We start from the raw sequence: 22,387 nt of genomic DNA on the forward strand, positions 1-22,387 counted from the left end.
GGGGCCCTGAAGGGGTTCTTCTCCCCCTACAGGCGGCCCAGGACCTGGGTGAGGAGGGTGCCCATCCGGGTGGCCGAGTCGCGGCCCGCCTGGAGGACCTCCTCGTGGTTGAGGGGCTCGCCGGTCATGCCGGCGGCGAGGTTGGTGACCAGGGAGATGCCGAGCACCTCCGCGCCCGCCTCCCGCGCCGCGATGGCCTCGAGCACCGTCGACATGCCCACCAGGTCCGCCCCGATCGCCCGTGCCATGCGGATCTCCGCCGGGGTCTCGTAGTGCGGGCCGGGGAACTGGGCGTAGACGCCCTCCTCCAGGCTCGCGTCGATCTCCTTGCACAGCGCCCGCAGACGCGGCGAGTACAGGTCGGTGAGGTCGACGAAGTTGGCGCCGACGACGGGGGACGTGGCCGTGAGGTTGATGTGGTCGCTGATCAGGACCGGCTGGCCGGGGCGCATGCCCTCGCGCAGGCCGCCGCAGCCGTTGGTCAGGACGACCGTCTTGGCGCCGGCGGCGACGGCGGTGCGGACGCCGTGCGCGACGGAGGCCACGCCGCGGCCCTCGTAGTAGTGGGTGCGGCCCAGGAAGACCAGGGCACGCTTGGTGCCGAGGCGGTAGGACCGGACCGTGCCTCCGTGGCCCTCCACCGCGGGCGGCGGGAAACCGGGCAGCTCGGTGACCGGGAACTCGGCGTCGGGGGCGCCGAGGGCGTCCACGGCCGGGGCCCAGCCGGAGCCCATCACGAGGGCGACGTCGTGGGTCTCGGCGCCCGTGAGTTCGCGCAGGCGCGCGGCTGCCGCGTCGGCTGCGGCGTGGGGGTCGCCCTGGATGTCGTCCGGAAGAAGAGAAGCGTTCACGCGGATGAGAGTAGCCGGTGTTCGCCTACGCGCGTAGATGTCGAAGCCCACGGGCTCGCGATCGTTGCCTTGTCGTTTCCGGCGAGAACGTGACCGACTCCGTCGCGCGGCCTCGTACGAGCGGGTTCGCACGAGGGGCGCGAGGGGCGCGAGGGGTGCGCGGCCGGGGTCAGCAGGGGCGCTTGCGCAGTTCCATCACGTAGTCGTGGGGCGCGCCGGCGGATTCCGCCGCGTCGGCGACCTCGCTCAGGTAGCGGGCCGAGGGCAGGCCGCCCTCGTAGGTGTTCAGGACGTACGTCCAGGCCGGTTCCTCGCCGTCCAGGGTGTGCACGCGGACGCGGATGCGCCGGTATATGTCCAGGCCCGTGCCCTCCCAGCGGTCGAGGGACTCCTCGTCCACGGGGGTGATGTCGTACAGCGCGACGAAGACCTGTGCGAAGTGGTCCTCGACGATGGTCGCGAGGGCCCCGTTCCCGCTCCCGTCCTCGGCCGGGAGGCCGCCGTCGGGACCGTCCGACCGGGGCAGACCCCGGTTCTCGCCCCCGAAGGTCAGGCGCCACCCGTTGAGCCAGCCGGTGGCGCGCAGCGGCGAGTGCGGGGCACGGCGGGACATCAGCCGCGCGTCGAGGTTGCCGGCGTAGGCGGCGTAGAGCGACATGCTGGAGAGCGTACGGCAGCCGCACCGCGGGCCACTCGGGCAACAGGTCCGGTAACAGGGGGGCCACGGCCGGACCCCCGGGGCGGTCGCCCGGTGCGGTGTGCGGGACAATGGAGTACGTGACTCGGATCGTGATCATCGGTGGCGGACCCGGCGGATACGAAGCGGCGCTGGCCGCCGCGCAGCTCGGCGCGGAGGTGACCGTCGTCGACAGCGACGGCCTGGGCGGCGCGTCGGTCCTCACCGACTGCGTGCCGTCGAAGACCCTGATCGCCACGGCAGAGGTGATGACCACCTTCGACTCCTCCTACGAGGAGCTGGGCATCATCGTCGCCGACGACACCCCGCCCGAGGAGCAGGCCGCCCGGGTCGTGGGCGTGGACCTGGGGAAGGTGAACCGCCGGGTGAAGCGGCTCGCCCTGGCCCAGTCGCACGACATCACGGCGTCCGTGACGCGGGCCGGTGCGCGGGTGCTGCGCGGCCGCGGGCGGCTCGAGGGCATGCAGGCCCTGGACGGCTCGCGCAAGGTCGTCGTCCGGGCCGCCGACGGGAGCGAGGAGACGCTGGCCGCCGACGCGGTGCTCGTCGCCACCGGCGGCAAGCCGCGCGAGCTGGCCGACGCGCTGCCGGACGGCGAGCGCATCCTGAACTGGACCCAGGTGTACGACCTGAACGAGCTCCCCGAGGAACTCATCGTGGTCGGATCCGGTGTGACCGGCGCCGAGTTCGCCGGCGCGTACCAGGCGCTGGGCTCGAAGGTGACGCTCGTGTCGTCGCGCGACCGGGTGCTGCCGGGTGAGGACCCGGACGCCGCCGTGGTGCTGGAGGACGTCTTCCGCCGACGCGGCATGAACGTCATGGCGCGCTCGCGCGCGCAGTCCGCCAAGCGGGTCGGGGACCGGGTGGAGGTGACCCTCGCGGACGGGCGGGTCATCACCGGGTCGCACTGCCTGGTGGCCGTCGGCGCCGTCCCGAACTCCGCGGGCATGGGGCTCGAGGAGGCCGGAGTCAGGCTGCGCGAGTCGGGGCACATCTGGACCGACCGGGTCTCCCGCACCAGCGCCCCCGGCGTGTACGCGGCCGGTGACGTCACCGGGGTCTTCGCGCTGGCGTCGGTGGCGGCGATGCAGGGGCGCATCGCCATGTACCACTTCCTGGGCGACGCGGTCGCCCCGCTGAACCTGAAGACCGTCTCGTCGAACGTGTTCACCGACCCCGAGATCGCCACCGTCGGCTACACCCAGGCCGACGTCGACGCGGGCAAGATCGACGCGCGGGTCGTGAAGCTGCCGCTGCTGCGCAACCCCCGCGCGAAGATGCAGGGCATCCGCGACGGATTCGTCAAGATCTTCTGCCGGCCGGGCACCGAGATCGTGGTGGGCGGCGTCGTGGTCGCGCCGCGCGCCTCGGAACTGATCCACCCCATCTCGCTCGCGGTCGACAACAACCTGACGGTCGAGCAGATCGCGAACGCCTTCACCGTGTACCCCTCGCTGTCGGGATCGATCGCCGAGGTGGCACGGCAGTTGCACACACGGAAGGTGACCGGGGAGGCCTGACGGACCGGACCCGGCTGCCGGCCGACGCTCCACGGACCCCGTCGATGCCCCACCAGCATCCGTCAACTCCCTCTTCGTCACGGAGAGTTGGGAGTGTGCGTGCGGCGCGGGCGATGCGACCAGGCCATCACTTGGCGCTTATACCACTTGACGGTCGGGTGTGCGAACAACTTCTGCTATTCAGCGCAAAGTGCTGAAAGCAGACGGTCGCTGGAGTTACTGTCAGTTTCGTGTTCGCTGCAGAACGTCGCCAATTGATCCTCGAAATGGTGCGAGCGAACGGGGCCGTGTCGCTCCGTGAGCTCGCCCGCGTCGTCCAGACCTCCGAAGTGACCGTACGGCGGGACGTGCGCGCGCTGGAGGCAGAAGGACTCCTCGACCGCCGGCATGGCGGTGCGGTACTGCCGGGTGGTTTCACGCGAGAGTCCGGCTTCCCGCAGAAGTCCCATCTCGCGACCGCCGAGAAGACCGCCATCGCCGACCTCGCCGCGAGTTTCGTGGAGGAGGGCGAGGCCGTCGTGGTCGGCGCGGGCACCACCACGCAGGAGCTGGCGCGCCGGCTGGCCCGGGTGTCCGGGCTGACCGTCGTCACCAACTCCCTGCTCGTGGCCCAGGCGCTGGCGCACGCCAACCGGGTCGAGGTCGTGATGACCGGCGGTACGCTGCGCGGTTCGAACTACGCCCTCGTCGGCAGCGGTGCCGAACAGTCCCTCCAGGGGCTGCGGGTGTCCAGGGCGTTCCTCTCCGGGAGCGGGCTGACCGCCGAGCGCGGGCTGTCCACGTCCAACATGCTGTCGGCCTCCGTCGACCGGGCGCTGGTGCAGGCCGCCGCGGAGGTGGTGGTCCTCGCCGACCACGGCAAGCTCGGCACGGACACCATGTTCCAGACCGTGCCCACGGACCTCATCACCCGCCTGGTGACGGACGAGCCGCCCGCGCACGACGACCGCGCGGGCACCGAGTTGCAGGCCCTCGCCGACCAGGGCGTCCAGATCGCCGTGGCCGGAGCGCCGGGAGGTGCCGCGGGCCCGGGGGGTGACGGGGCCCCGGCACGGCAGCAGCAGCACCGGGACGTGCCGCTGCCGGGGCCGCGCCGGCAGCGGCCGGGGCTGCGGTCGGCGGTGGGCCTGGGGGCGGCCGAGCAGGCCCAGAGCGCGGAGCGGGCACGGGTCGCGGACCTGCGCAGGCGGTGAGCGGGGGCAGCCCGTGACAACAGGGCGCCCGGCGGACCAGGCAGGTCCGCCGGGCGCCCGATGTGTCGTACGGGTCAGTCCTTGATCTCGCAGATGACCGCGCCGGACGTGACGGACGCGCCGACCTCCGCGCTCAGGCCCTTGACGGTGCCGGAGCGGTGGGCGTTGAGGGGCTGTTCCATCTTCATGGCCTCGAGGACGACGACGAGGTCGCCCTCCTTGACCTCCTGGCCCTCCTCCACCGCGATCTTCACGATGGTGCCCTGCATCGGGGAGGCGAGGGTGTCGCCCGAGGCCGTGGGGCCGGACTTCTTCGCCGCCCGGCGCTTGGGCCTGGCCCCGGCCGCGAGGCCCGTGCGGGCCAGCGACATGCCGAGCGAGGCGGGCAGGGAGACCTCGAGACGTTTGCCGCCGACCTCGACGACGACGGTCTCCCGGTCGACCTCCTCCTCGGACTCGGCGTCCGCGCCGGCGGTGAAGGGCTTGGTCTCGTTGACGAACTCGGTCTCGATCCAGCGGGTGTGGATCGTGAACGGGTTCTCGGACCCGGTGAGTTCGGGGGCGAACGCGGGGTCCCGGACCACGGCGCGGTGGAACGGGATGGCGGTGGCCATGCCCTCGACCTGGAACTCGTCCAGGGCGCGGGCGGCCCGCCGGAGCGCTTCCTCGCGGGTGCGGCCGGTGACGATCAGCTTGGCCAGCAGGGAGTCCCAGGCCGGGCCGATGACCGACCCGGACTCGACGCCCGCGTCCAGGCGCACGCCCGGACCGGACGGCGGGGCGAACGTGGTGACCGTGCCGGGGGCGGGAAGGAAGCCGCGGCCCGGGTCCTCGCCGTTGATCCGGAACTCGAAGGAGTGGCCGCGCAGCGGCGGGTCGTCGTAACCGAGGACCTCGCCGTCGGCGATGCGGAACATCTCGCGCACCAGGTCGATGCCGGCGACCTCCTCGGTGACCGGGTGCTCCACCTGGAGACGGGTGTTGACCTCCAGGAAGGAGATCGTGCCGTCGAGGCCGACCAGGAACTCCACCGTGCCGGCGCCGACGTAACCGGCCTCCTTCAGGATGGCCTTCGAGGACGAGTACAGCTGTGCGACCTGCTCGTCGGACAGGAACGGCGCCGGGGCCTCCTCGACCAGCTTCTGGTGGCGGCGCTGCAGCGAGCAGTCACGGGTGGAGACGACGACCACGTTGCCGTGCCGGTCGGCCAGGCACTGGGTCTCCACGTGCCGCGGCTTGTCCAGGTAGCGCTCGACGAAGCACTCGCCGCGGCCGAAGGCGGCCACCGCCTCGCGGACCGCGGACTCGTACAGCTCCGGGACCTCTTCGAGGGTGCGGGCGACCTTCAGACCGCGGCCGCCACCGCCGAACGCGGCCTTGATCGCGATCGGCAGGCCGTGCTCCTCGGCGAAGGCGACGACCTCGTCGGCGCCGGACACCGGGTCGGGCGTACCGGCCACCAGGGGGGCGCCGGCTCGCTGGGCGATGTGGCGGGCGGCGACCTTGTCGCCGAGGTCGCGGATGGCCTGCGGCGGCGGGCCGATCCAGACGAGTCCGGAGTCGAGGACCGCCTGGGCGAAGTCGGCGTTCTCGGAGAGGAAGCCGTAGCCGGGGTGGACGGCGTCGGCCCCCGACTCGCGGGCGGCCTTCAGGACTTTGCCGATGTCGAGGTAGCTGGTCGCGGGAGTGTCACCGCCCAGGGCGAACGCCTCATCCGCCGCGCGGACATGCAGAGCGTCCCGGTCCGGGTCCGCGTAGACGGCCACGCTCGAGATACCGGCATCCCGGCAGGCCCGGGCCACGCGGACAGCGATTTCGCCACGGTTGGCGATGAGCACCTTGCGCACGATTGAGGCTCCCTCCTTGAAACAAGCCGAGTTTAGGGACTGCCGACACGGCACTACGACCCGTCCCCACTGGTGAGCTTGCCCACACGGAGCGTGATCCGAGGCTCGCTCGACCCGCGAAATCCCATGTCGCACCTTGGTACGCAAGACTCCTCCGGGAAACCCTAGCCCTCCCATGTGGTCAAGGTCTCTGTGAGAGCGTGCTGCGGCCCACTCCGTTTTTTTGTCGAGTCCCTACGAATGGCCCAATGATTCTTTGCCGGTCGCGGGGCCCTTGTTCCTGACTTTACTTGCCAGTAACGTTCGCGCCGTCTCGAACGTACCCGGGGTAACCGCGGTCGTGCTCGAAAGTGGGTGGGGGCTGGTGGCCCGCAGACCGGTGGCGTGGATCGTGGCACTGGCGCTCTTCGCCGAGGGGCTCGGCATCGGTGCCCTGAACTGGCTCCTCGGGACCGTCGTCGACCGGCAGGACATGTCACTGGCCGGCCTCGACCCGCACACGATGTCGGTGTCCTCGAAGGCCGGCGGCATCGTCTTCGGGCTGTACCTCGCCCTGTGCGGCCTCGTCGCGCTGCTGGCCGCCCTGCGCGACCGCGTCCCCTCCGGGCCGGGTCCTGCTGATCGGCGCCGCCGTGATGCACGCGCTGCTGGGCGCCTTCGCGTGGGGGCTGGTCGGCGCGTCCGCGTTCCTCTGCACGATGGTGGTGCTCGCCCTCATCGTGCTGCTGCTGATGACGTACGACCCCGACGGCGCCGGCAGCTCCCCGCTCACCCCTCCCGCGGCGCCCACAGCTGAGTGATGCCCACGTCCAGCCGGGCCAGCAGGCGCCGCACCAGGGGCAGGCTGATGCCGATGACGTTCCCGTGGTCGCCGTCGATGCCCTCGATGAACGGGGCCGAGCGGCCGTCCAGGGTGAAGGCCCCCGCGACATGGAGCGGTTCGCCGGAGGCGACGTAGGCGGCGATCTCCTCGTCCGAGGGGTCTCCGAAGCGGACGACGGTGGACGCGGTGGCGGAGGCGTACCGGCTGCCGTCCCCGGCGGTGTCGTAGACGCAGTGACCGGTCTGCAGGACGCCCGCGCGGCCCCGCATCGCCTTCCAGCGGGCGGTGGCCTCCTCGGCGTCCGCGGGCTTGCCGAGGGCCCGGCCGTCCAGCTCGAGCACCGAGTCGCAGCCGATCACCAGGGCGCCGAGGACCTCCGGCTTCGCCGCGACGACGGAGGCCTTCGCCTCGGCGAGGGCGAGGGCCAGTTCGGCCGGGGTGGGCGCGGTGACGGCGTCCTCGTCGACTCCGCTGACGATCACCTCGGGGGTGAGCCCGGCCTGGCGGAGCAGCCCGAGCCGGGCGGGGGACTGGGAGGCGAGCACGAGCCGACGGCGAGGCTGATCTGTCATGCGATCAGCGTATCGGGGCGTCCGCCCACCGGCGTGTCCGAACGCCCCGCGAAGACCCGGGGCCGGTTGCGGCGCGTCTCACCGCACGCCGATCACGATCATCGCGAGGACCATGGCCAGCGCCACGAGAACGCCCAGCCGCCGCAGCATCTCCTGCGTGTCACGCAGTTCCTCCGGCGGCTCGTTCTCGGGGTCGGACCACAGCATTCCACCAGCGTGGGGCTGAGCCGGGGGAGGGCGCCTGAGTACGGGTACTCATGTTGGGGCGCGGGGACGCGGTGCCGTGCGCCCACGCGGCGGAGCCGCACATCGGGACAGCCTCGCGCCCCTGGCGTCGGCCGCGGCTCAGCCCGGCCAGTATGTGCGCGACCAGGCCGCCGGCCCCGGCTGGGGCAGGCGGTGGCCGGCGATGCGGGACGGGTCCGACCAGGAGTCGCGGGGAGCGGGCGCGCCGGACGGCACGGCGGACGCCGCCGCGGCGCGCACCCGGACCACCGCCAGTGCGGCGGCCAGCTCCTCCGGGGTCGGGTTGCCCCGTACGACCTTGATCGTCATGGTGGCTCCAACAGGCCTAGAGAGGGATGTTGCCGTGCTTCTTCGGAGGCAGGGAGCCCCGCTTCGTCCGCAGCTGACGCAGCCCGCGGACGATGTGCCGACGGGTGTCCGACGGCATGATCACCGCGTCGATGTAGCCGCGCTCGGCCGCCACGTACGGGTTGAGCAGCGCGTCCTCGTACTCCTGCATCAGCCGGGCACGGGTGGCCGCCCCTTCTCCTTCCCCGGCGGACTCCGCTTCGGCGATGGTGCGGCGGTGCAGGATGTTGACGGCGCCCTGCGCGCCCATCACCGCGATCTGCGCGGTGGGCCACGCCAGGTTGAGGTCGGCTCCCAGGTGCTTGGAGCCCATGACGTCGTAGGCGCCGCCGAAGGCCTTGCGGGTGATGACGGTGATCAGCGGGACGGTCGCCTCCGCGTACGCGAAGATCAGCTTGGCGCCGCGCCGGATGATGCCGTCGTGCTCCTGGTCGACCCCCGGCAGGAAGCCGGGCACGTCGACGAAGGTCAGGACCGGCACGTTGAAGGCGTCGCAGGTGCGCACGAAACGGGCCGCCTTCTCGGAGGCGGTGATGTCCAGGCACCCGGCGAACTGCATCGGCTGGTTGGCGACGATGCCGACCGGACGGCCCTCCACCCGCCCGTACCCGGTGACGATGTTCGGCGCGAACAGCGCCTGCGTCTCGAAGAACTCCCCGTCGTCCAGGACGTGCTCGAGCACCGTGTGCATGTCGTACGGCTGGTTCGCGCTGTCCGGGACGATCGTGTCCAGCTCCCGGTCCTCGTCGGTGACGGCGAGGTCCGCCTCTTCCGGGTACGCCGGGGGCTCGGAGAGGTTGTTGGACGGCAGGTACGACAGCAGCTGCTTGACGTACTCGATGGCGTCCTTCTCGTCGCCGGCCATGTGGTGGGCCACGCCCGAGGTGGAGTTGTGGGTGCGGGCGCCGCCCAGCTCCTCGAAGCCGACGTCCTCGCCGGTGACCGTCTTGATGACGTCCGGGCCGGTGATGAACATGTGCGAGGTCCGGTCGACCATGACCGTGAAGTCGGTGATCGCCGGGGAGTAGACGGCGCCGCCCGCGCACGGGCCGACGACCAGGCTGATCTGAGGGATCACCCCGGAGGCATGGGTGTTGCGGCGGAAGATCTCGCCGTAGGCGCCCAGCGAGGCCACGCCCTCCTGGATCCGGGCGCCGCCGGAGTCGTTGATCCCGACGACCGGGCAGCCGGTCCTCAGGGCAAAGTCCATGACCTTGACGATCTTCTGTCCGTACACCTCGCCCAGCGCCCCGCCGAAGACCGTGAAGTCCTGCGAGAACACGGCGACCGGGCGGCCGTCGACGGTGCCGTAGCCGGTCACCACACCGTCGCCGTAGGGACGGTTGGCGTCCAGCCCGAAGTTGGTGGAACGGTGCCGGGCGAACTCGTCCAGTTCGACGAACGACCCCTCGTCGAGCAGCAGGCCGATCCGCTCCCGGGCCGTCAGCTTGCCCTTGGCGTGCTGCTTCTCCACGGCACGTTCCGAACCGGCGTGCGTCGCCTCGTGAATGCGACGCCTCAGATCCGCGAGCTTGCCCGCGGTCGTGTGAATGTCGGGCTGCTGCACTTCCGGCTCGGACATCGGGATACGGCTCCCTGCCTGCTCAAAAGGGGGGACGGTTACTCATCCGTAGCGTAGTGGGGGCCTCCGGGATCGGCAGTGCGGTCTATCCCACACTGCTTTCCCCTTCACAGAGTGGGGAACGGGCTGAGATCCGCCCTGATCCAGTCCGGTGGTCCGCACCGGGCCGGCCTCGCGGCCGCACCCCGGTCACCCGGTCTCGTGACCCGGTCTTCCGGCCCGTCCCCGCTGCGGTGCGCGGGACGTCGTACCTAGGGTGGCCGCATGACGAAGTCACCGGATGACGAAGGCGCGACCGGCCCGGACCTCCCGCCCGGGCCGAAAGGCGGGTCGGGACGCTGGTCCGATCTCGACCGCCCGCCGTTGAACGCCGCGGGCCTGCGCAGAGGCCTGGTGCGTGACGGCGGGCTGTGGCGGCAGGTCGACGTGGTGCAGCGCACCGGCTCCACCAACTCCGACCTCGTGGCCCGCGCCGACCAGGGGACGGCCGACGAGGGGTCCGTGCTCGTCGCCGAGGAGCAGACCGCCGCGCGGGGCCGCCTGGACCGGCAGTGGACGGCGCCGGCCCGCTCCGGTCTCTTCTTCTCCGTACTGCTCCGGCCCACCGAGGTGCCGGTGGCCCACTGGGGCTGGCTGCCGCTGCTCACCGGCGTCGCGGTGGCCACCGGACTGTCCCGGACGGCGGGCGTCGACACGGCCCTGAAGTGGCCCAACGACCTTCTCGTCACCGTCGGCGGAGAGGAGCGCAAGGCCGCCGGAATCCTCGCGGAGCGGGCCGGGGACGACGGGGTGGTGATCGGCGTCGGGATCAACGTCAGCCTGCGCACCGACGAACTGCCGGTGCCCACCGCCGGGTCGCTGGCGCTGGCCGGCGCGGTGACCACGGACCGGGACCCGCTGCTGCGGGGCGTGCTGCGGTCGCTGGAGGAGTGGTACGGGCGCTGGCGGGCGGCGGGCGGCGACCCGTTCGCGAGCGGCCTGCAGGAGACGTACGCGGCGGGGTGCGCGACCCTCGGGCGGGTGGTGCGCGCCGAACTGCCGGGGGACCGGGTACTGCTGGGCGAGGCGGTCGCCGTCGACGGGGACGGGCGCCTGGTGCTGGCCACGGAGGAGGGGATGCAGGAACCGGTGGGAGCGGGCGACATCGTGCACGTACGCCCCGTCGTTCCGTAAGGGGTCCTTGCACTGTGCCCGCCCGGGTCGCGCGGCCCGGCACCGCACCTCGCCGCGTTGCCGAAAAGCCCTGGTGGTCCCGCTACGAGGGCTCTGTGGCGCCTTGCGACGCACGGCACCGGACCACGCGGCCTCATCGGGCGCTCATGGTGCAAGGACCCCTGAGCCCCGCCGGCCCGGGGCGGGTGAGGGGCGCACGCGGGTGCGGGTGCGGATGCGTACGGTGGGTACCCCGATGCCGGGTGTGCCGGTCGTGCCACTTGCGGGCACGACCGAACGGAGTGAGCTGGCGCACACCTGCCGTAGAGTTGAGGCCGGTCGAGACATGGCCGTGGCAGATCGGAAGGGCAGCAACGCGTGACCGTCGACGACTCGGGCTCCGGAACGGAAGCGCAGGGCCGCGCGGAGCCTCCGCCACCCTCGGCCTCGCGCGAGCGGGGGGACGACTCCCGCCCCGCCGACAACGGCGAGGACCCGCTCGCTCTGCGTCTCGAACAGCTCATCCTGGGCGCCGAGCGCCGTTACACCCCCTTCCAGGCGGCCCGCAGCGCCAGCGTCACGGTGGAGCTGGCCACACGGTTCTGGCGGGCCATGGGGTTCGCCGACGTCGGGCAGGCCAAGGCGTTCACGGAGGCCGACGTCCTGGCGCTGCGCCGGCTGGCCGGTCTGGTCGAGGCGGGGCTGCTGAGCGAGGCCATGGCCGTGCAGGTGGCGCGGTCCACGGGACAGACCACCGCGCGACTGGCCGAGTGGCAGATCGACTCCTTCCTGGAAGGGCTGACCGAGCCGCCCGAGCTGGGCATGACGCGCACCGAGGTCACGTACCCCATCATCGAGCTGCTCCTGCCCGAGCTGGAGGAGTTCCTCGTCTACGTCTGGCGGCGGCAGCTCGCCGCCTCGGCCGGGCGGGTGCTCCAGGCCGCCGACGACGAGGAGATGGTGGACCGGCGGCTCGCCGTCGCGTTCGCCGACCTCGTCGGGTTCACGCGGCTGACCCGGCGCATGGAGGAGGAGGAGCTCGGCGAACTCGTCGAGGCCTTCGAGACGACCGCCGCCGACCTGGTGGCCGCGCGCGGCGGGCGGCTCATCAAAACCCTCGGTGACGAGGTGCTCTACGCCGCCGACGACGCGGGAACGGCCGCGGAGATCGCCCTGCGGCTGATCGAGACCATGGCGAACGACGAGACGATGCCGGAGCTGCGGGTCGGCATGGCGTTCGGCACCGTCACCACCCGGATGGGCGATGTCTTCGGTACGACGGTGAACCTCGCCTCCCGGCTCACCTCGATAGCCCCTCGGGACGCCGTGCTCGTCGACACCGCCTTCGCCGAGGAACTGATCCGCACCGGTGACGCGCCCGCCTCCGAGGCGGCGGCGGCCGAGGAGGCGGCCGAGGCGGAGAAGGAGGGCGAGGAACCGCCGACGTACCGCTTCGGGCTGCAGCCGATGTGGCAGCGGCCGGTACGTGGCCTGGGTGTGGTCGAGCCGTGGCTGCTCACGCGCCGGGACGATCCCCAGAGGCCTTGAAGCGGTGCTCGCCCGACGGCCCTGGGCGGGTGGCCTGTGGGGCGGCCCCTGGTGGTTCAGTCCTTGAGGCCAGGGCCGCCGCCCACGCACAGGCCGATGATCGGTACGCAGAGGACGGGGGCGTTGTCGTCCGGTTCGCCCGGCCGGTGCGGCGGCGGAGGTGGTGCCTGCCGGTCCGGGGGCGGCGGTTTCGGCTGCGGCGGTGTGCGGTCCGCAGGGGCCGGTGGGGGAGCGGGGTCGTCCGACGGGGCCCCGGTGGGGGCCGGCGGCTGCGGGGCGCCCGGTGCGTCCGGTGGGGGGCTGGGGGTCTTCGCGGCGGTGAGGGGCGGTGTGACGGCGGTCGGTGCGACGGTGCCGCCCGGGGCGAAGGGGACGCGCAGCGTCGCGCTCCGACCGCCCAGGGCGGTGGGCGAGGAGGGGCCGGCCCCCGGGGCGGCCGGGGACACCGGAGCAGCGCTGTCGCCCGTGCCGCCCGTGCCGTCCGCGCCGGGGCTCGTCGCGGCCGAGGGGGCCGGGGCGACCGGCCGGGGGCCGGTCCCGGCGCCGATGTCGGTGGGGCCAGGGCCGGACGCCAGGCGTACGAGACTCAGGGCGCCCGCGGTCAGCGCCAGTCCGCCGGCGGCCGGCAGGAGCTTTTGGGAGCGGGGTTTGCGGTGGCGGCCCCGGACACGTGCGCTGAAGAGGGCGAATCCGGTGTGCGCCGGTGCTCCCTCGGCCGCCTCCGGCCCGGTGGACCGGGACTCCGCCGGGCCGGTCGGGACAGTTGATCCGGGCGCTCCGGTCGCTCTGGTCGGCGTGTTCGTCGGCATGATGATTCCTCCCCCCGCGTACGCGCCCCCACGCGTCGCGGTGCCTCGCACGCTAGGCCTTCCCGTACGGAGCGGGGCCGGAGCGGGCGGGATGTCACTCGAACGGGTGGACGGGGGGTGATGAAGGAACTGGACGCACGCCCTTTTGCCGGAGGGGGCCGACTGGGATGATCGGGCCGACGGATGTTAACCCGCGTTAACCGGAGGGTGTCATGAGCGAGGAACGGTTCGGGGAGTTCGTGCTGGTGCGGCGGCACGAGCAGGGGCATGTCGCGGAGCTCGTCCTCGACCGGCCCAAGGCCATGAACGCCGTCTCGACCGAGATGGCCCGGTCCCTCGCCGGGGCCTGCGCGGCGCTGGGGAAGGACCCGGCCGTACGGGTGGTGGTGCTGACCTCGTCGCACGAGCGGGCCTTCTGTGTCGGGGCCGACCTGAAGGAGCGCAATTCCTTCAGTGACGCCGACCTGATGCGCCAGCGGCCGGTGGCGCGCGGCGCGTACACCGGTGTGCTGGAGCTGCCGGTGCCGACGGTGGCGGCGGTGCACGGGTTCGCGCTGGGCGGCGGATTCGAACTGGCCCTGTCCTGCGATGTGATCGTCGCCGACGGTACGGCCGTGGTGGGGTTGCCCGAGGTGTCCGTCGGGGTGATTCCGGGCGGCGGCGGTACGCAGTTGCTGCCCCGGCGGGTGGGCGCCGCGCGGGCCGCCGAGCTGATCTTCACGGCGCGCCGGGTGGAGGCCGCCGAGGCGCGGGAGCTGGGGCTCGTCGACGTACTCGTGGAGGCGGGCCGGGACCGGGAGGAGGCGCTGGCACTGGCCGCCGGGATCGCCGCCAACTCGCCGGTGGGGCTGCGCGCGGCCAAGCGGGCGCTGCGGCTCGGGCAGGGGCTGGACCTGCCGGCCGGCCTCGAGGTGGAGGACGCCGCCTGGCGGTCGGTGGCGTTCTCGGGCGACCGTGCGGAGGGCGTGGCCGCCTTCAACGAGAAGCGCACGCCGGACTGGCCGGGGGAGTAGCGCGGCGCCGGCCGCCCGGGGAGCATGGCCGCGCTCCCCGTTCGCTCCCTGAACATGCCTGTTCGTCCCGATCGTCCTTAGCCTGGATGGATGGGTGAGGACAGCCGGCTGGCGGCGGTGGTGGAGCTGGCGCAGGGCATGGCCGCCGCGCACAGCTCGCGGGAGGTCTGGCGGGCCGCGGCCCACGGGGCCCGCCGGGCGCTCGGCGGGACTTTCGCCGCGCTGTCGGTGTGGGAGCGCGAGCTGGGGCGGCTGCGGGTCCTGGTCAACGTCGGCGAGCTGGCCGAGGGTGAGGAGGAGTTCCCGGACGACGAGGCCTATCCCGTGCACCAGTTCGCCGAGATCACCGAGTTCCTGCACGAGCGGTGGGCGGCCGGCGGCGGTGAGCCGGACGCCTGGGTGGAGACCGCTCAGGGACCGACGGAGGGGCGGCCCGGCTACACCCACCAGCGGGTGGCGGCCCTGCGCCGGCGCGGGCGTGGCTGCTGCGTGGTCGCTCCGATCGTGCTGCACGGGCGGGCGTGGGGCGAGCTGTACGCGTCCCGGCCGGTCGGCGCGCCCGTCTTCGGGCGGGGCGACGCCGACTTCGCGACGGTGCTGGCCGCCGTCGTCGCCGCCGGGATCGCGCAGACCGAGAGGCTGGAGGAGGCGCGGCGGCTGGCGTACACGGACGCGCTCACCGGACTGGCCAACCGCCGGGCCGTGGATGTGCGGCTCGACGAGGCGGTCGAGCGGCACCGCAGGGACGGCGCCGTCGTCAGCCTCGTCGTGTGCGATCTGAACGGGCTCAAGCAGGTCAACGACACCCTGGGGCATGCCGTCGGCGACCGGCTGCTCGAGCGGTTCGGAACCGTGCTGTCCCTGTGCGGGGCCATGCTTCCCGGCGCCCTCGCGGCGCGGCTCGGCGGGGACGAGTTCTGCCTGCTGGCGGTGGGGCCGCCCGCCGACGAAGCGGTCAAGGTGGCCGATGAGGTGTGCCGCCGCGCCGTGGAGCTGGGGATCGGGGACGGTGTGGCCTGCGGGGTGGCCTCCACGGGGGACGCCATCGGTCCTGTGCACTCCGCCCGGCGGCTCTTCCGGCTGGCCGACGCGGCGCAGTACCGCGCGAAGGCGGAGCGGGCGCGCAGGCCCGTCGTCGCCGGGCGCGAGGGCCCGGGCGACCCGGTCGTACGCCTGGCGGACGAGCCGGTGCGGGAACCGGACGGCGAGCGGCGCCGGTTCCGTGGGCGGCACTCGCCGTAGGGCGGGGCGGGGGCGGGGGCGGGGGCAACGGTAAGGGGTGACCGTCGGTCCCGGTGGTGACATCAATGAATTCACTGCGTACGCTCCTGAATATGGATATGCACACCGTGGTGAACGGGGAAGGCGTGAAGCGAGGTCTTGGAAGGGTGGTGGTGGGTGACGGGCGGGCGTCCGGCGTGACCGCGTCCGACGTGCTCGCCGTCGCGCGCGACGGTGCCCGCGTCGAGCTCTCCGGCGAGGCGCTGGCGGCCCTCGCCGCCTCCCGCGAGATCGTGGACGCCCTGGCCGCCGGGCCGGACCCCGTGTACGGGGTGAGCACCGGCTTCGGCGCCCTGGCGACCCGGCACATCGGTCCCGAGCTGCGTGACCGGCTGCAGCGCAACATCGTCCGCTCGCACGCCGCCGGCATGGGGCCCCGCGTCGAGCGCGAGGTCGTCCGCGCCCTGATGTTCCTGCGGCTGAAGACCCTCTGCTCAGGGCACACCGGCGTACGCCCCGAGATCGCGCAGACGATCGCCGACGTGCTGAACGCAGGGATCACCCCCGTGGTGCACGAGTACGGTTCCCTCGGCTGCTCGGGCGACCTGGCCCCGCTGTCCCACTGTGCCCTGGCCCTGATGGGTGAAGGGGAGGCCGAAGGGCCCGACGGGACCCTTCGCCCCGCCGGCGACCTGCTCGCCGAGCACGGGATCCGGCCCGTCGAACTGCGCGAGAAGGAAGGGCTCGCCCTCCTCAACGGCACCGACGGCATGCTCGGCATGCTGGTCATGGCCCTCGCCGACCTCGACGTCCTGTACCGGTCCGCCGACGTCACGGCCGCGATGAGCCTGGAGGCGCTGCTCGGCACCGACAAGGTCCTCGCCCCCGAACTGCATGCCGTCCGCCCGCACCCGGGCCAGGCCGCCAGCGCCGCCAACATGCTGGCCGTGCTGGCCGGTTCGGGCCTGACGGGACATCACCAGGACGACGCCCCGCGTGTCCAGGACGCCTACTCGGTGCGCTGCGCCCCGCAGGTCGCGGGCGCCGGACGGGACACGATCACGCACGCCCGGCTGGTCGCCGAGCGCGAACTCGCCGCCGCCATCGACAATCCGGTGGTGCTGCCCGGCGAGGCCGGCCCCGGCGGGACCGGTCACGGCGGTACGGGTTTGGGGGCGTTCGGGTCCGGTGGCGGGCGGGTGGAGTCCAACGGCAACTTCCACGGCGCCCCGGTGGCCTATGTGCTGGACTTCCTCGCCATCGCCGTCGCCGACCTCGGCTCCATCGCCGAGCGTCGCACCGACCGGCTGCTGGACAAGAACCGCAGCCACGGGCTGCCGCCGTTCCTCGCCGACGACGCGGGCGTCGACTCCGGTCTGATGATCGCTCAGTACACGCAGGCCGCACTCGTGAGCGAGCTGAAGCGGCTGGCCGTCCCGGCGTCGGCGGACTCGATCCCGTCCTCCGCGATGCAGGAGGACCACGTCTCGATGGGATGGTCGGCCGCGCGCAAGCTGCGCACCTCGGTCGACAACCTCACCAGGGTCATCGCCGTCGAGCTGTACGCCGCCGCGCGTGCGGTGGAGTTGCGCGAGGGGCTCACTCCCGCGCCCGCGACCCGGGCCGTGATCGAGGCCGCGCGACAGGCCGGTGTGGGCGGTCCCGGCCCGGACCGCCATCTCGCGCCCGACCTCGCCGCGGCGGAGGCGTTCGTCCGCGACGGGCGGCTGCTGGCGACTGTGGAACAGGTCACCGGCCCGCTGCGGTGACGGGAACCGCGGCACAGGGAAGGCCGCGGTCAAAGTCATCCCAAGGGAAGGTCAAGCGCGTTAAAAGTCGAGCCGTTCCCGGCGGACCGAGTAGACGACGAAGCCCGCGCCGAGGGTGAGGCAGGCGGTGCCGCCGACGATGTACGGCGTGCTGTTGAAGCTGCCGGTGTCGGCGAGCCTGACCTCCCCGACGGTGCCGTCGTACGACACGGTCGAGGTGTCGGCCAAGGTGCTGGAAGCGACCCTCGCCTGCTCTGTGACCTGCGAGGACGGGCTTGCCGGGGCGGTTCCTTCCGCCGGGGCGTCGGAGGTCGCGTTGGCGGACGGGACGAACCACAGGGCGCCCAGCAGGGTACCCGCGGCGGTGGCGGTCAGCAACGGACGGAGCGCGGATGACACGGAATATCGATCCCCTTGTGGCGCTGGCGAATTGGCCGTGTGGGCTGATGGTAGTGAAAGTCTCGGGTCACAGGAAAGTCACGGGAGCCGGAGCCGTACGCTCCGGGCATGAGCACTCCAGAGACATCACGGTTTGTACGGCTTCGGGTCGACCTTGTCCTCGAGGTCGGCGACGAGGATGCCGTGGCCAGGGCGGCGCTGGCCAGGATCGCGGAGGACGACGGCCTGACGGCCGGGGAGCGGGAGCCGGCCCGGGGCGCGGTGACCGGGGACACGGCCGAGGCGCTCGCGCATCTCGTCGACCCGTTCGGTCTGGTCGGTGACGTGCCGGGCGTGGAACTCCAGCAGGCCTCGTGGAGCAGTGAGGAGATCGACTACGACCCGGACTCGCCCGAGTGGGACCTCGACGGGGACGGGTTCGACGGCGACGGGTTCGGTGACGACGGGTTCGGCGGCGACGGAATCGACGAGACATCAGGCGACGGCGCGGTGGGTGACGCCTCAGCCGAACGCGACAAATAGCTTAATGCGGGCATTGCCTGTGAAGGATGTCGAAACCGACAAAGCATTGCATATGCCATGAAAAAGGCAATTGGGTTGGGAGCAAGGTGAATTGCGACGGGCTGGTGTGACTGGCCGGCCCGGTTTGGGGAAATCGTGACCCCGGGCGGCAACCGCTGCCCGGGGACCGGCGTCTCTGGTGACGCACGGGCCGATCGTCCCCGCCCGGCCGTGACGGACGTGGTGAGCCCCACATTCGCGGCCCATATGGAACGGGACCTGCCGGTCGTAGCGTTGAAGTGTTTGACGGGGACTCTCGGCTTCGGGTGCGGGGCCCGTGGGGTTCGGGCAAGCGGCGACGATGGAGAAGCGTGTGATGACGGACGGTAAGCGGCGCAGGGGTCTGACGGCTGCGTCCGCTCTGCTCGGCGGAGTGATGGTGCTCTCGGCGTGTTCCGGCGGCGGTGAGGACACGAGCTCCGGTGGGGACGGCGACAAGGGCACGTCGCAGGCCCAGGTCGACGAGGCTGCGGCCAAGAAGACCTCCGAGGCCCAGATCGAGATCACGCCGAAGGACGGCTCCAACAACGCCTCCATCAACAACTCCGCCGCGGTCGCCGTGACCAAGGGCACGCTCACCGAGGTCAAGATGACGACCACCGACGGCACCGCCGTCGAGGGCGAGATATCCGCGGACAAGAAGAGCTGGAAGCCCAGCGGCCAGCTGGAGCGCGCCACCACCTACAAGCTGGCCGCCACCGCAGAGGACTCCGAGGGCCGCGCCGCCCACGAGAACGCGTCCTTCACCACGGTCTCGCCGACCAACAGCTTCATCGGCACCTTCACCCCGGACGACGGCTCGACCGTGGGCGTCGGCATGCCGGTGTCGATCAACTTCGACAAGGCGATCGCCAACAAGGCCGAGGTCCAGAAGGGCATCACCGTCTCCACCACCAGCGGTCAGGAGGTCGCCTGCCACTGGTTCAACGCCAACCGCATGGACTGCCGCCCCGAGGACTACTGGCAGGAGAACTCCACCGTCACCCTGAAGCTGGCGCTCGACGGTGTCGAGGGTGCCGAGGGTGTCTACGGCGTCCAGCAGAAGACGGTCAACTTCAAGATCGGCCGCAACCAGGTCTCGATCGTCGACGCCGACACCAAGCAGATGAAGGTCACGCAGAACGGCAAGACCGTCCGGACGATCCCGATCTCCGCCGGGTCGCCCGAGAACAAGACGTACGAAGGCAAGATGGTGATCTCCGAGAAGTTCAAGGAGACCCGGATGAACGGCGCGACCGTCGGCTTCACCGACGACGACGGCGAGGGCGAGTACGACATCAAGGACGTGCCGCACGCCATGCGCCTGAGCACCTCCGGCACCTTCATCCACGGCAACTACTGGGGCGCCAAGTCCATCTTCGGCAGCGTCAACACCAGCCACGGCTGCGTCGGCCTGGCCGACGCCAAGGGTGCCGACGACCCGAACACGCCGGGCTCCTGGTTCTACGACAACTCGATCGTCGGTGACGTCGTCGTCGTGCAGAACACCGGCGACAAGACCATCGCCCCGGACAACGGCCTCAACGGCTGGAACATGGACTGGGCCGAGTGGAAGGCGGGCTCGGCGGTCTGACCCGGCCGCCGGCACCACCCGGCACCCACTGCCCGACCCGCTCGACCGATGCCGCCGTCCGCCCTCCCGGGCGGGCGGCGGCATCCGTCCGTTCGTGCGGCTCGGCTCTCTTCTCATGCGGCTCTTATTCCGGGCTCAACACTTCATCAGAAGCGTTCCCTAGCTTGCCCCCATGTTCTTCACCTACCTGAGGCGCGAACTGCGCCGCCGCGGGAAAGCGGCCCTCGTCGTCGCCTCCGGCCTCGCGCTCGGTATCGCGCTGGTCATCGTCGTCAGCTCCGTGTCCTCCGGGATGGGCAAGGCCCAGGAGAAGGTCCTGCAGTCGCTGTACGGACTGGGCACGGACATGACGGTCACCAAGGCCGTGGAGGCGCCCGAAGAGGGCGCGGAGCGCGCGGAGCGGCCGAGCTTCAGCTTCGACGCCCAGGACGAGGACTCCGGCGAGGAGCAGAGCACCGACCGCGTCATGGTGCAGGGCTTCCAGAGCCTCGCCGGCTCCACCGTGGACGAGGTCGGCAGGCAGAGCGGTGTCGCCGACGCCGTGGGCGGGCTGAGCCTCCAGGTCGTCAAGGTCAGCGGCGAGTTCACCCGCGGCCAGGTCCAGCAGGACGGCGAGAGCGGCGAGAGCGGCCGGCAGGGCGGTTCCGGCGGGGCCGCGCCGTCGGAGGGCGGTGGCGGAGTGCAGGGCGGCGGCGCCGACTTCGACGTCAACAGCTACTCCGTCTACGGCACCGACGTCACCGAGTCGGAGCTCGGCCCGCTGACCTCCTCCGAAATCACCGACGGCCGGACCTTCGAGGCGAGCGAGACCGACGCGGAGGTGGCTGTCGTCGACTCCGCCCACGCCAAGGAGAAGGAGCTCGAGACCGGTGACACCGTCACCGTCAGGAGCACCAAGTTCAAGATCATCGGTATCGCCACCGCCGAGAGCGGAGACGCCGCCGCCGACCTCTACGTCCCGCTGAAGCAGGCCCAGACCCTCGCCGACGCCGAGGGCAAGGTCACCACGATCTACGTCCGGGCCACCGACTCGCAGCAGCTCGACGGCGTCAAGTCCGCGATCACGAAGAACGTTCCGGGAACGACGGTCACCACCTCCGCCGACCTCGCGGACACCGTCTCCGGCTCGCTGTCCACCGCGTCCTCCCTGGCCACCGGCGTCGGCAAGTGGCTGTCGGTCGCGGTGCTCGTGGCCGCGTTCCTCGTCGCCGGGCTGCTCACCTCCTCGGCGGTCTCCCGCCGGGTGCGCGAGTTCGGCACGCTGAAGGCGCTGGGCTGGAAGTCGGGGCGGGTGACCGGGCAGGTGGTCGGTGAGGCGGTCGTGCACGGCCTGATCGGCGGCGCGCTCGGTATCGCGCTCGGCCTGGCGGGTGCGTACGCCGTCACCGCGCTCAGCCCCACCCTGCAGGCCGAGCTCGCCGGCGGCGGAGCCGGTGCGGGCGGTCGCGGCGGCATGGGCGGCCCGGGCGGTGGCGGTCCCGGCCAGGAAGCGGCTGCCAAGACCCTCGAGGTCGCTCTCACCGCGCCGGTCGGTCTCACGACCGTCGCCCTCGCGGTCGGCCTCGCGGTGGCCGGCGGACTCGTCGCCGGTGCCTTCGGCGGCTGGCGCGCCTCCCGCCTCCGGCCGGCGGACGCGCTGCGCCGCGTCGCGTAGCGCCGCCCGGCGCCGGGACCGGCAGCGGCGCCGGCGCCGGCGCCACCGACGGCATCGCGGGGCCCGGCCCCGTTGCCGACGGGCCCTCACCCTCGCACCGCACTCCAGGAGTTGACCCATGTACGAACTCAAAGGCGTCACCCGGCGCTACACCCGGGGCAAGGACACCGTCCACGCCCTCGACGGCATCGACCTGACGATCCCCGACGGCGACCGGCTCGTCATCCAGGGTCCCACCGGCGGCGGCAAGTCCACACTGCTGCAGATGCTCGGCGGACTCGACCGCCCCAGCTCCGGCGAGATCCTCCTCGACGGCACCGACCTGGCCAAGCTGCCGGAGGCCCGGCTCACCCGGGTGCGCGGCGAGAGCATCGGCTTCGTCTTCCAGTCCTTCAACCTGATCCCCACCCTCACCGCGCAGGAGAACGTCGAGACCGCGCTCGTCCCGCTCGGGGTGAGGACGAGGGAGCGCCGCGAGAAGGCCGCCGAGGCACTGGCCGCGGTCGGGCTCGGCGAGCGGCTCGGGCACCTGCCCGCGGAGATGTCCGGCGGTCAGCAGCAGCGGGTGGCCATCGCCCGGGCGCTGGTGAAGGAACCGAAGGTGCTGCTCGCCGACGAACCCACCGGAAACCTCGACGAGTCGATGCGCGACGAGATCATGGACGTACTGATCCGGATGTGGAAGGAGCTCGGGCTCACCTTCGTCATGGTCACCCACGACTCGACCCTGGCGAAGCAGGCCCCGCGCGTGGCGACCATCCGCAAGGGCCGTGTCACGGTCAAGGAGAACGTGGGCGCCTGACCCACGGGAACGACGCGCCCCCGGCCACGGGTCCTGCCCGTGACCGGGGGCGCGCCGTTCCCGCCGTCGCCGGCCGGGCAGCGGTGGAGTGGGGCTTCGACGCTGTCGTCGGGTCCGGCGAGGTCGCCGGGACGGTGGGCCGGCCCCCCGGCCCGTCGTGCGGCTCTGTGGCTTCGCGACCGGGGGCGTGCCCCTGGCCGGGGCGGG

20 protein-coding genes and 1 pseudogene are annotated in these 22,387 nt (G+C 72.3%); 12 read left to right on the forward strand and 9 right to left on the reverse strand.

Annotated elements, in window-relative coordinates; translation table 11 throughout:
- Positions 1–26: 26 nt before the first annotated feature.
- Together ACWZEH_RS21965 and ACWZEH_RS21970 are read right to left on the reverse strand one after the other, a co-directional pair.
- The gene (locus ACWZEH_RS21965; protein ID WP_456192824.1) at positions 27–851 is read right to left on the reverse strand and encodes a purine-nucleoside phosphorylase; all 825 of its coding nucleotides are present in this window, start codon (positions 849–851) and stop codon (positions 27–29) included.
- A gap of 169 nt (positions 852–1,020) precedes the next feature.
- The gene (locus tag ACWZEH_RS21970) at positions 1,021–1,509 is read right to left on the reverse strand and encodes a gamma-glutamylcyclotransferase family protein (protein WP_456192825.1); all 489 of its coding nucleotides are present in this window, start codon (positions 1,507–1,509) and stop codon (positions 1,021–1,023) included.
- Positions 1,510–1,619: 110 nt separating this feature from the next.
- On the opposite strand from ACWZEH_RS21970, the gene ACWZEH_RS21975 reads away from it, so the two are divergent.
- Both ACWZEH_RS21975 and ACWZEH_RS21980 read left to right on the forward strand, forming a co-directional pair.
- Positions 1,620–3,068 (forward strand): NAD(P)H-quinone dehydrogenase, encoded by a 1,449-nt coding sequence (locus tag ACWZEH_RS21975; RefSeq protein ID WP_456192826.1) that lies wholly within the window; start codon positions 1,620–1,622, stop codon positions 3,066–3,068.
- A gap of 230 nt (positions 3,069–3,298) precedes the next feature.
- Positions 3,299–4,261, forward strand: coding sequence for a DeoR/GlpR family DNA-binding transcription regulator (locus ACWZEH_RS21980; protein ID WP_456192827.1), 963 nt, complete (start codon positions 3,299–3,301; stop codon positions 4,259–4,261).
- A gap of 74 nt (positions 4,262–4,335) precedes the next feature.
- Here ACWZEH_RS21980 and ACWZEH_RS21985 read toward each other — a convergent pair whose 3' ends face one another.
- Positions 4,336–6,108 (reverse strand): acetyl/propionyl/methylcrotonyl-CoA carboxylase subunit alpha, encoded by a 1,773-nt coding sequence (locus ACWZEH_RS21985; RefSeq protein ID WP_456192828.1) that lies wholly within the window; start codon positions 6,106–6,108, stop codon positions 4,336–4,338.
- Positions 6,109–6,472: 364 nt separating this feature from the next.
- Between ACWZEH_RS21985 and ACWZEH_RS21990 the strand changes: the two are divergent.
- Positions 6,473–6,908: pseudogene (locus tag ACWZEH_RS21990) on the forward strand (hypothetical protein).
- Here ACWZEH_RS21990 and ACWZEH_RS21995 read toward each other — a convergent pair.
- The 4 genes from ACWZEH_RS21995 to ACWZEH_RS22010 all read right to left on the reverse strand — a co-directional run bounded on the left by ACWZEH_RS21995 (position 6,877) and on the right by ACWZEH_RS22010 (position 9,679).
- The gene (locus tag ACWZEH_RS21995; protein ID WP_456192829.1) at positions 6,877–7,503 is read right to left on the reverse strand and encodes a Maf family protein; all 627 of its coding nucleotides are present in this window, start codon (positions 7,501–7,503) and stop codon (positions 6,877–6,879) included. The pseudogene ACWZEH_RS21990 and the gene ACWZEH_RS21995 sit on opposite strands and share 32 nt — an antisense overlap.
- Before the next feature lie 78 nt (positions 7,504–7,581).
- Positions 7,582–7,710 carry a morphogenic membrane protein MmpB gene (mmpB, locus tag ACWZEH_RS22000; RefSeq protein ID WP_456192830.1) on the reverse strand — a complete coding sequence of 43 codons (129 nt, stop codon included), beginning with the start codon at positions 7,708–7,710 and terminating at the stop codon, positions 7,582–7,584.
- Positions 7,711–7,848: 138 nt separating this feature from the next.
- Positions 7,849–8,058 carry an acyl-CoA carboxylase epsilon subunit gene (locus ACWZEH_RS22005; protein WP_456192831.1) on the reverse strand — a complete coding sequence of 70 codons (210 nt, stop codon included), beginning with the start codon at positions 8,056–8,058 and terminating at the stop codon, positions 7,849–7,851.
- A 16-nt stretch (positions 8,059–8,074) separates the two neighbouring features.
- Complete coding sequence (locus ACWZEH_RS22010) at positions 8,075–9,679, reverse strand: acyl-CoA carboxylase subunit beta (RefSeq protein WP_456192832.1); 1,605 nt, start codon at positions 9,677–9,679, stop codon at positions 8,075–8,077.
- A 264-nt stretch (positions 9,680–9,943) separates the two neighbouring features.
- On the opposite strand from ACWZEH_RS22010, the gene ACWZEH_RS22015 reads away from it, so the two are divergent.
- Both ACWZEH_RS22015 and ACWZEH_RS22020 read left to right on the forward strand, forming a co-directional pair.
- Positions 9,944–10,852 carry a biotin--[acetyl-CoA-carboxylase] ligase gene (locus ACWZEH_RS22015; protein ID WP_456192833.1) on the forward strand — a complete coding sequence of 303 codons (909 nt, stop codon included), beginning with the start codon at positions 9,944–9,946 and terminating at the stop codon, positions 10,850–10,852.
- A 357-nt stretch (positions 10,853–11,209) separates the two neighbouring features.
- Complete coding sequence (locus ACWZEH_RS22020) at positions 11,210–12,379, forward strand: adenylate/guanylate cyclase domain-containing protein (RefSeq protein ID WP_456192834.1); 1,170 nt, start codon at positions 11,210–11,212, stop codon at positions 12,377–12,379.
- Between the two features lie 56 nt (positions 12,380–12,435).
- On the opposite strand, the gene ACWZEH_RS22025 is transcribed toward ACWZEH_RS22020, so the two are convergent.
- Positions 12,436–13,188 carry a hypothetical protein gene (locus ACWZEH_RS22025; RefSeq protein ID WP_456192835.1) on the reverse strand — a complete coding sequence of 251 codons (753 nt, stop codon included), beginning with the start codon at positions 13,186–13,188 and terminating at the stop codon, positions 12,436–12,438.
- A gap of 212 nt (positions 13,189–13,400) precedes the next feature.
- Between ACWZEH_RS22025 and ACWZEH_RS22030 the strand changes: the two genes are divergently transcribed.
- The 3 genes from ACWZEH_RS22030 (at position 13,401) to hutH (ending at position 17,191) form a co-directional block, all read left to right on the forward strand.
- Complete coding sequence (locus tag ACWZEH_RS22030) at positions 13,401–14,201, forward strand: enoyl-CoA hydratase/isomerase family protein (RefSeq protein WP_456192836.1); 801 nt, start codon at positions 13,401–13,403, stop codon at positions 14,199–14,201.
- A 90-nt stretch (positions 14,202–14,291) separates the two neighbouring features.
- Positions 14,292–15,443 carry a GGDEF domain-containing protein gene (locus ACWZEH_RS22035; RefSeq protein WP_456192837.1) on the forward strand — a complete coding sequence of 384 codons (1,152 nt, stop codon included), beginning with the start codon at positions 14,292–14,294 and terminating at the stop codon, positions 15,441–15,443.
- Between the two features lie 92 nt (positions 15,444–15,535).
- Positions 15,536–17,191: a histidine ammonia-lyase gene (hutH, locus tag ACWZEH_RS22040; RefSeq protein ID WP_456192838.1), complete on the forward strand. Its 1,656-nt coding sequence runs from the start codon at positions 15,536–15,538 to the stop codon at positions 17,189–17,191.
- Positions 17,192–17,251: 60 nt separating this feature from the next.
- Here the strand turns inward: hutH and ACWZEH_RS22045 are convergent, their stop codons facing one another.
- Positions 17,252–17,590 carry an LAETG motif-containing sortase-dependent surface protein gene (locus tag ACWZEH_RS22045; RefSeq protein ID WP_456192839.1) on the reverse strand — a complete coding sequence of 113 codons (339 nt, stop codon included), beginning with the start codon at positions 17,588–17,590 and terminating at the stop codon, positions 17,252–17,254.
- A 108-nt stretch (positions 17,591–17,698) separates the two neighbouring features.
- Between ACWZEH_RS22045 and ACWZEH_RS22050 the strand changes: the two genes are divergently transcribed.
- The 4 genes from ACWZEH_RS22050 to ACWZEH_RS22065 all read left to right on the forward strand — a co-directional run bounded on the left by ACWZEH_RS22050 (position 17,699) and on the right by ACWZEH_RS22065 (position 22,180).
- Positions 17,699–18,112 carry a hypothetical protein gene (locus ACWZEH_RS22050; RefSeq protein ID WP_456192840.1) on the forward strand — a complete coding sequence of 138 codons (414 nt, stop codon included), beginning with the start codon at positions 17,699–17,701 and terminating at the stop codon, positions 18,110–18,112.
- A gap of 355 nt (positions 18,113–18,467) precedes the next feature.
- Positions 18,468–19,724 (forward strand): L,D-transpeptidase, encoded by a 1,257-nt coding sequence (locus ACWZEH_RS22055; RefSeq protein WP_456192841.1) that lies wholly within the window; start codon positions 18,468–18,470, stop codon positions 19,722–19,724.
- 172 nt (positions 19,725–19,896) lie between these two features.
- On the forward strand, positions 19,897–21,378 hold the full coding sequence (locus tag ACWZEH_RS22060; RefSeq protein WP_456192842.1) for an ABC transporter permease: 1,482 nt from the start codon (positions 19,897–19,899) through the stop codon (positions 21,376–21,378).
- Between the two features lie 118 nt (positions 21,379–21,496).
- Positions 21,497–22,180 carry an ABC transporter ATP-binding protein gene (locus tag ACWZEH_RS22065; RefSeq protein WP_456192843.1) on the forward strand — a complete coding sequence of 228 codons (684 nt, stop codon included), beginning with the start codon at positions 21,497–21,499 and terminating at the stop codon, positions 22,178–22,180.
- Positions 22,181–22,387 lie beyond the last annotated feature (207 nt).

Source organism: Streptomyces yamdrokensis, assembly GCF_053890455.1.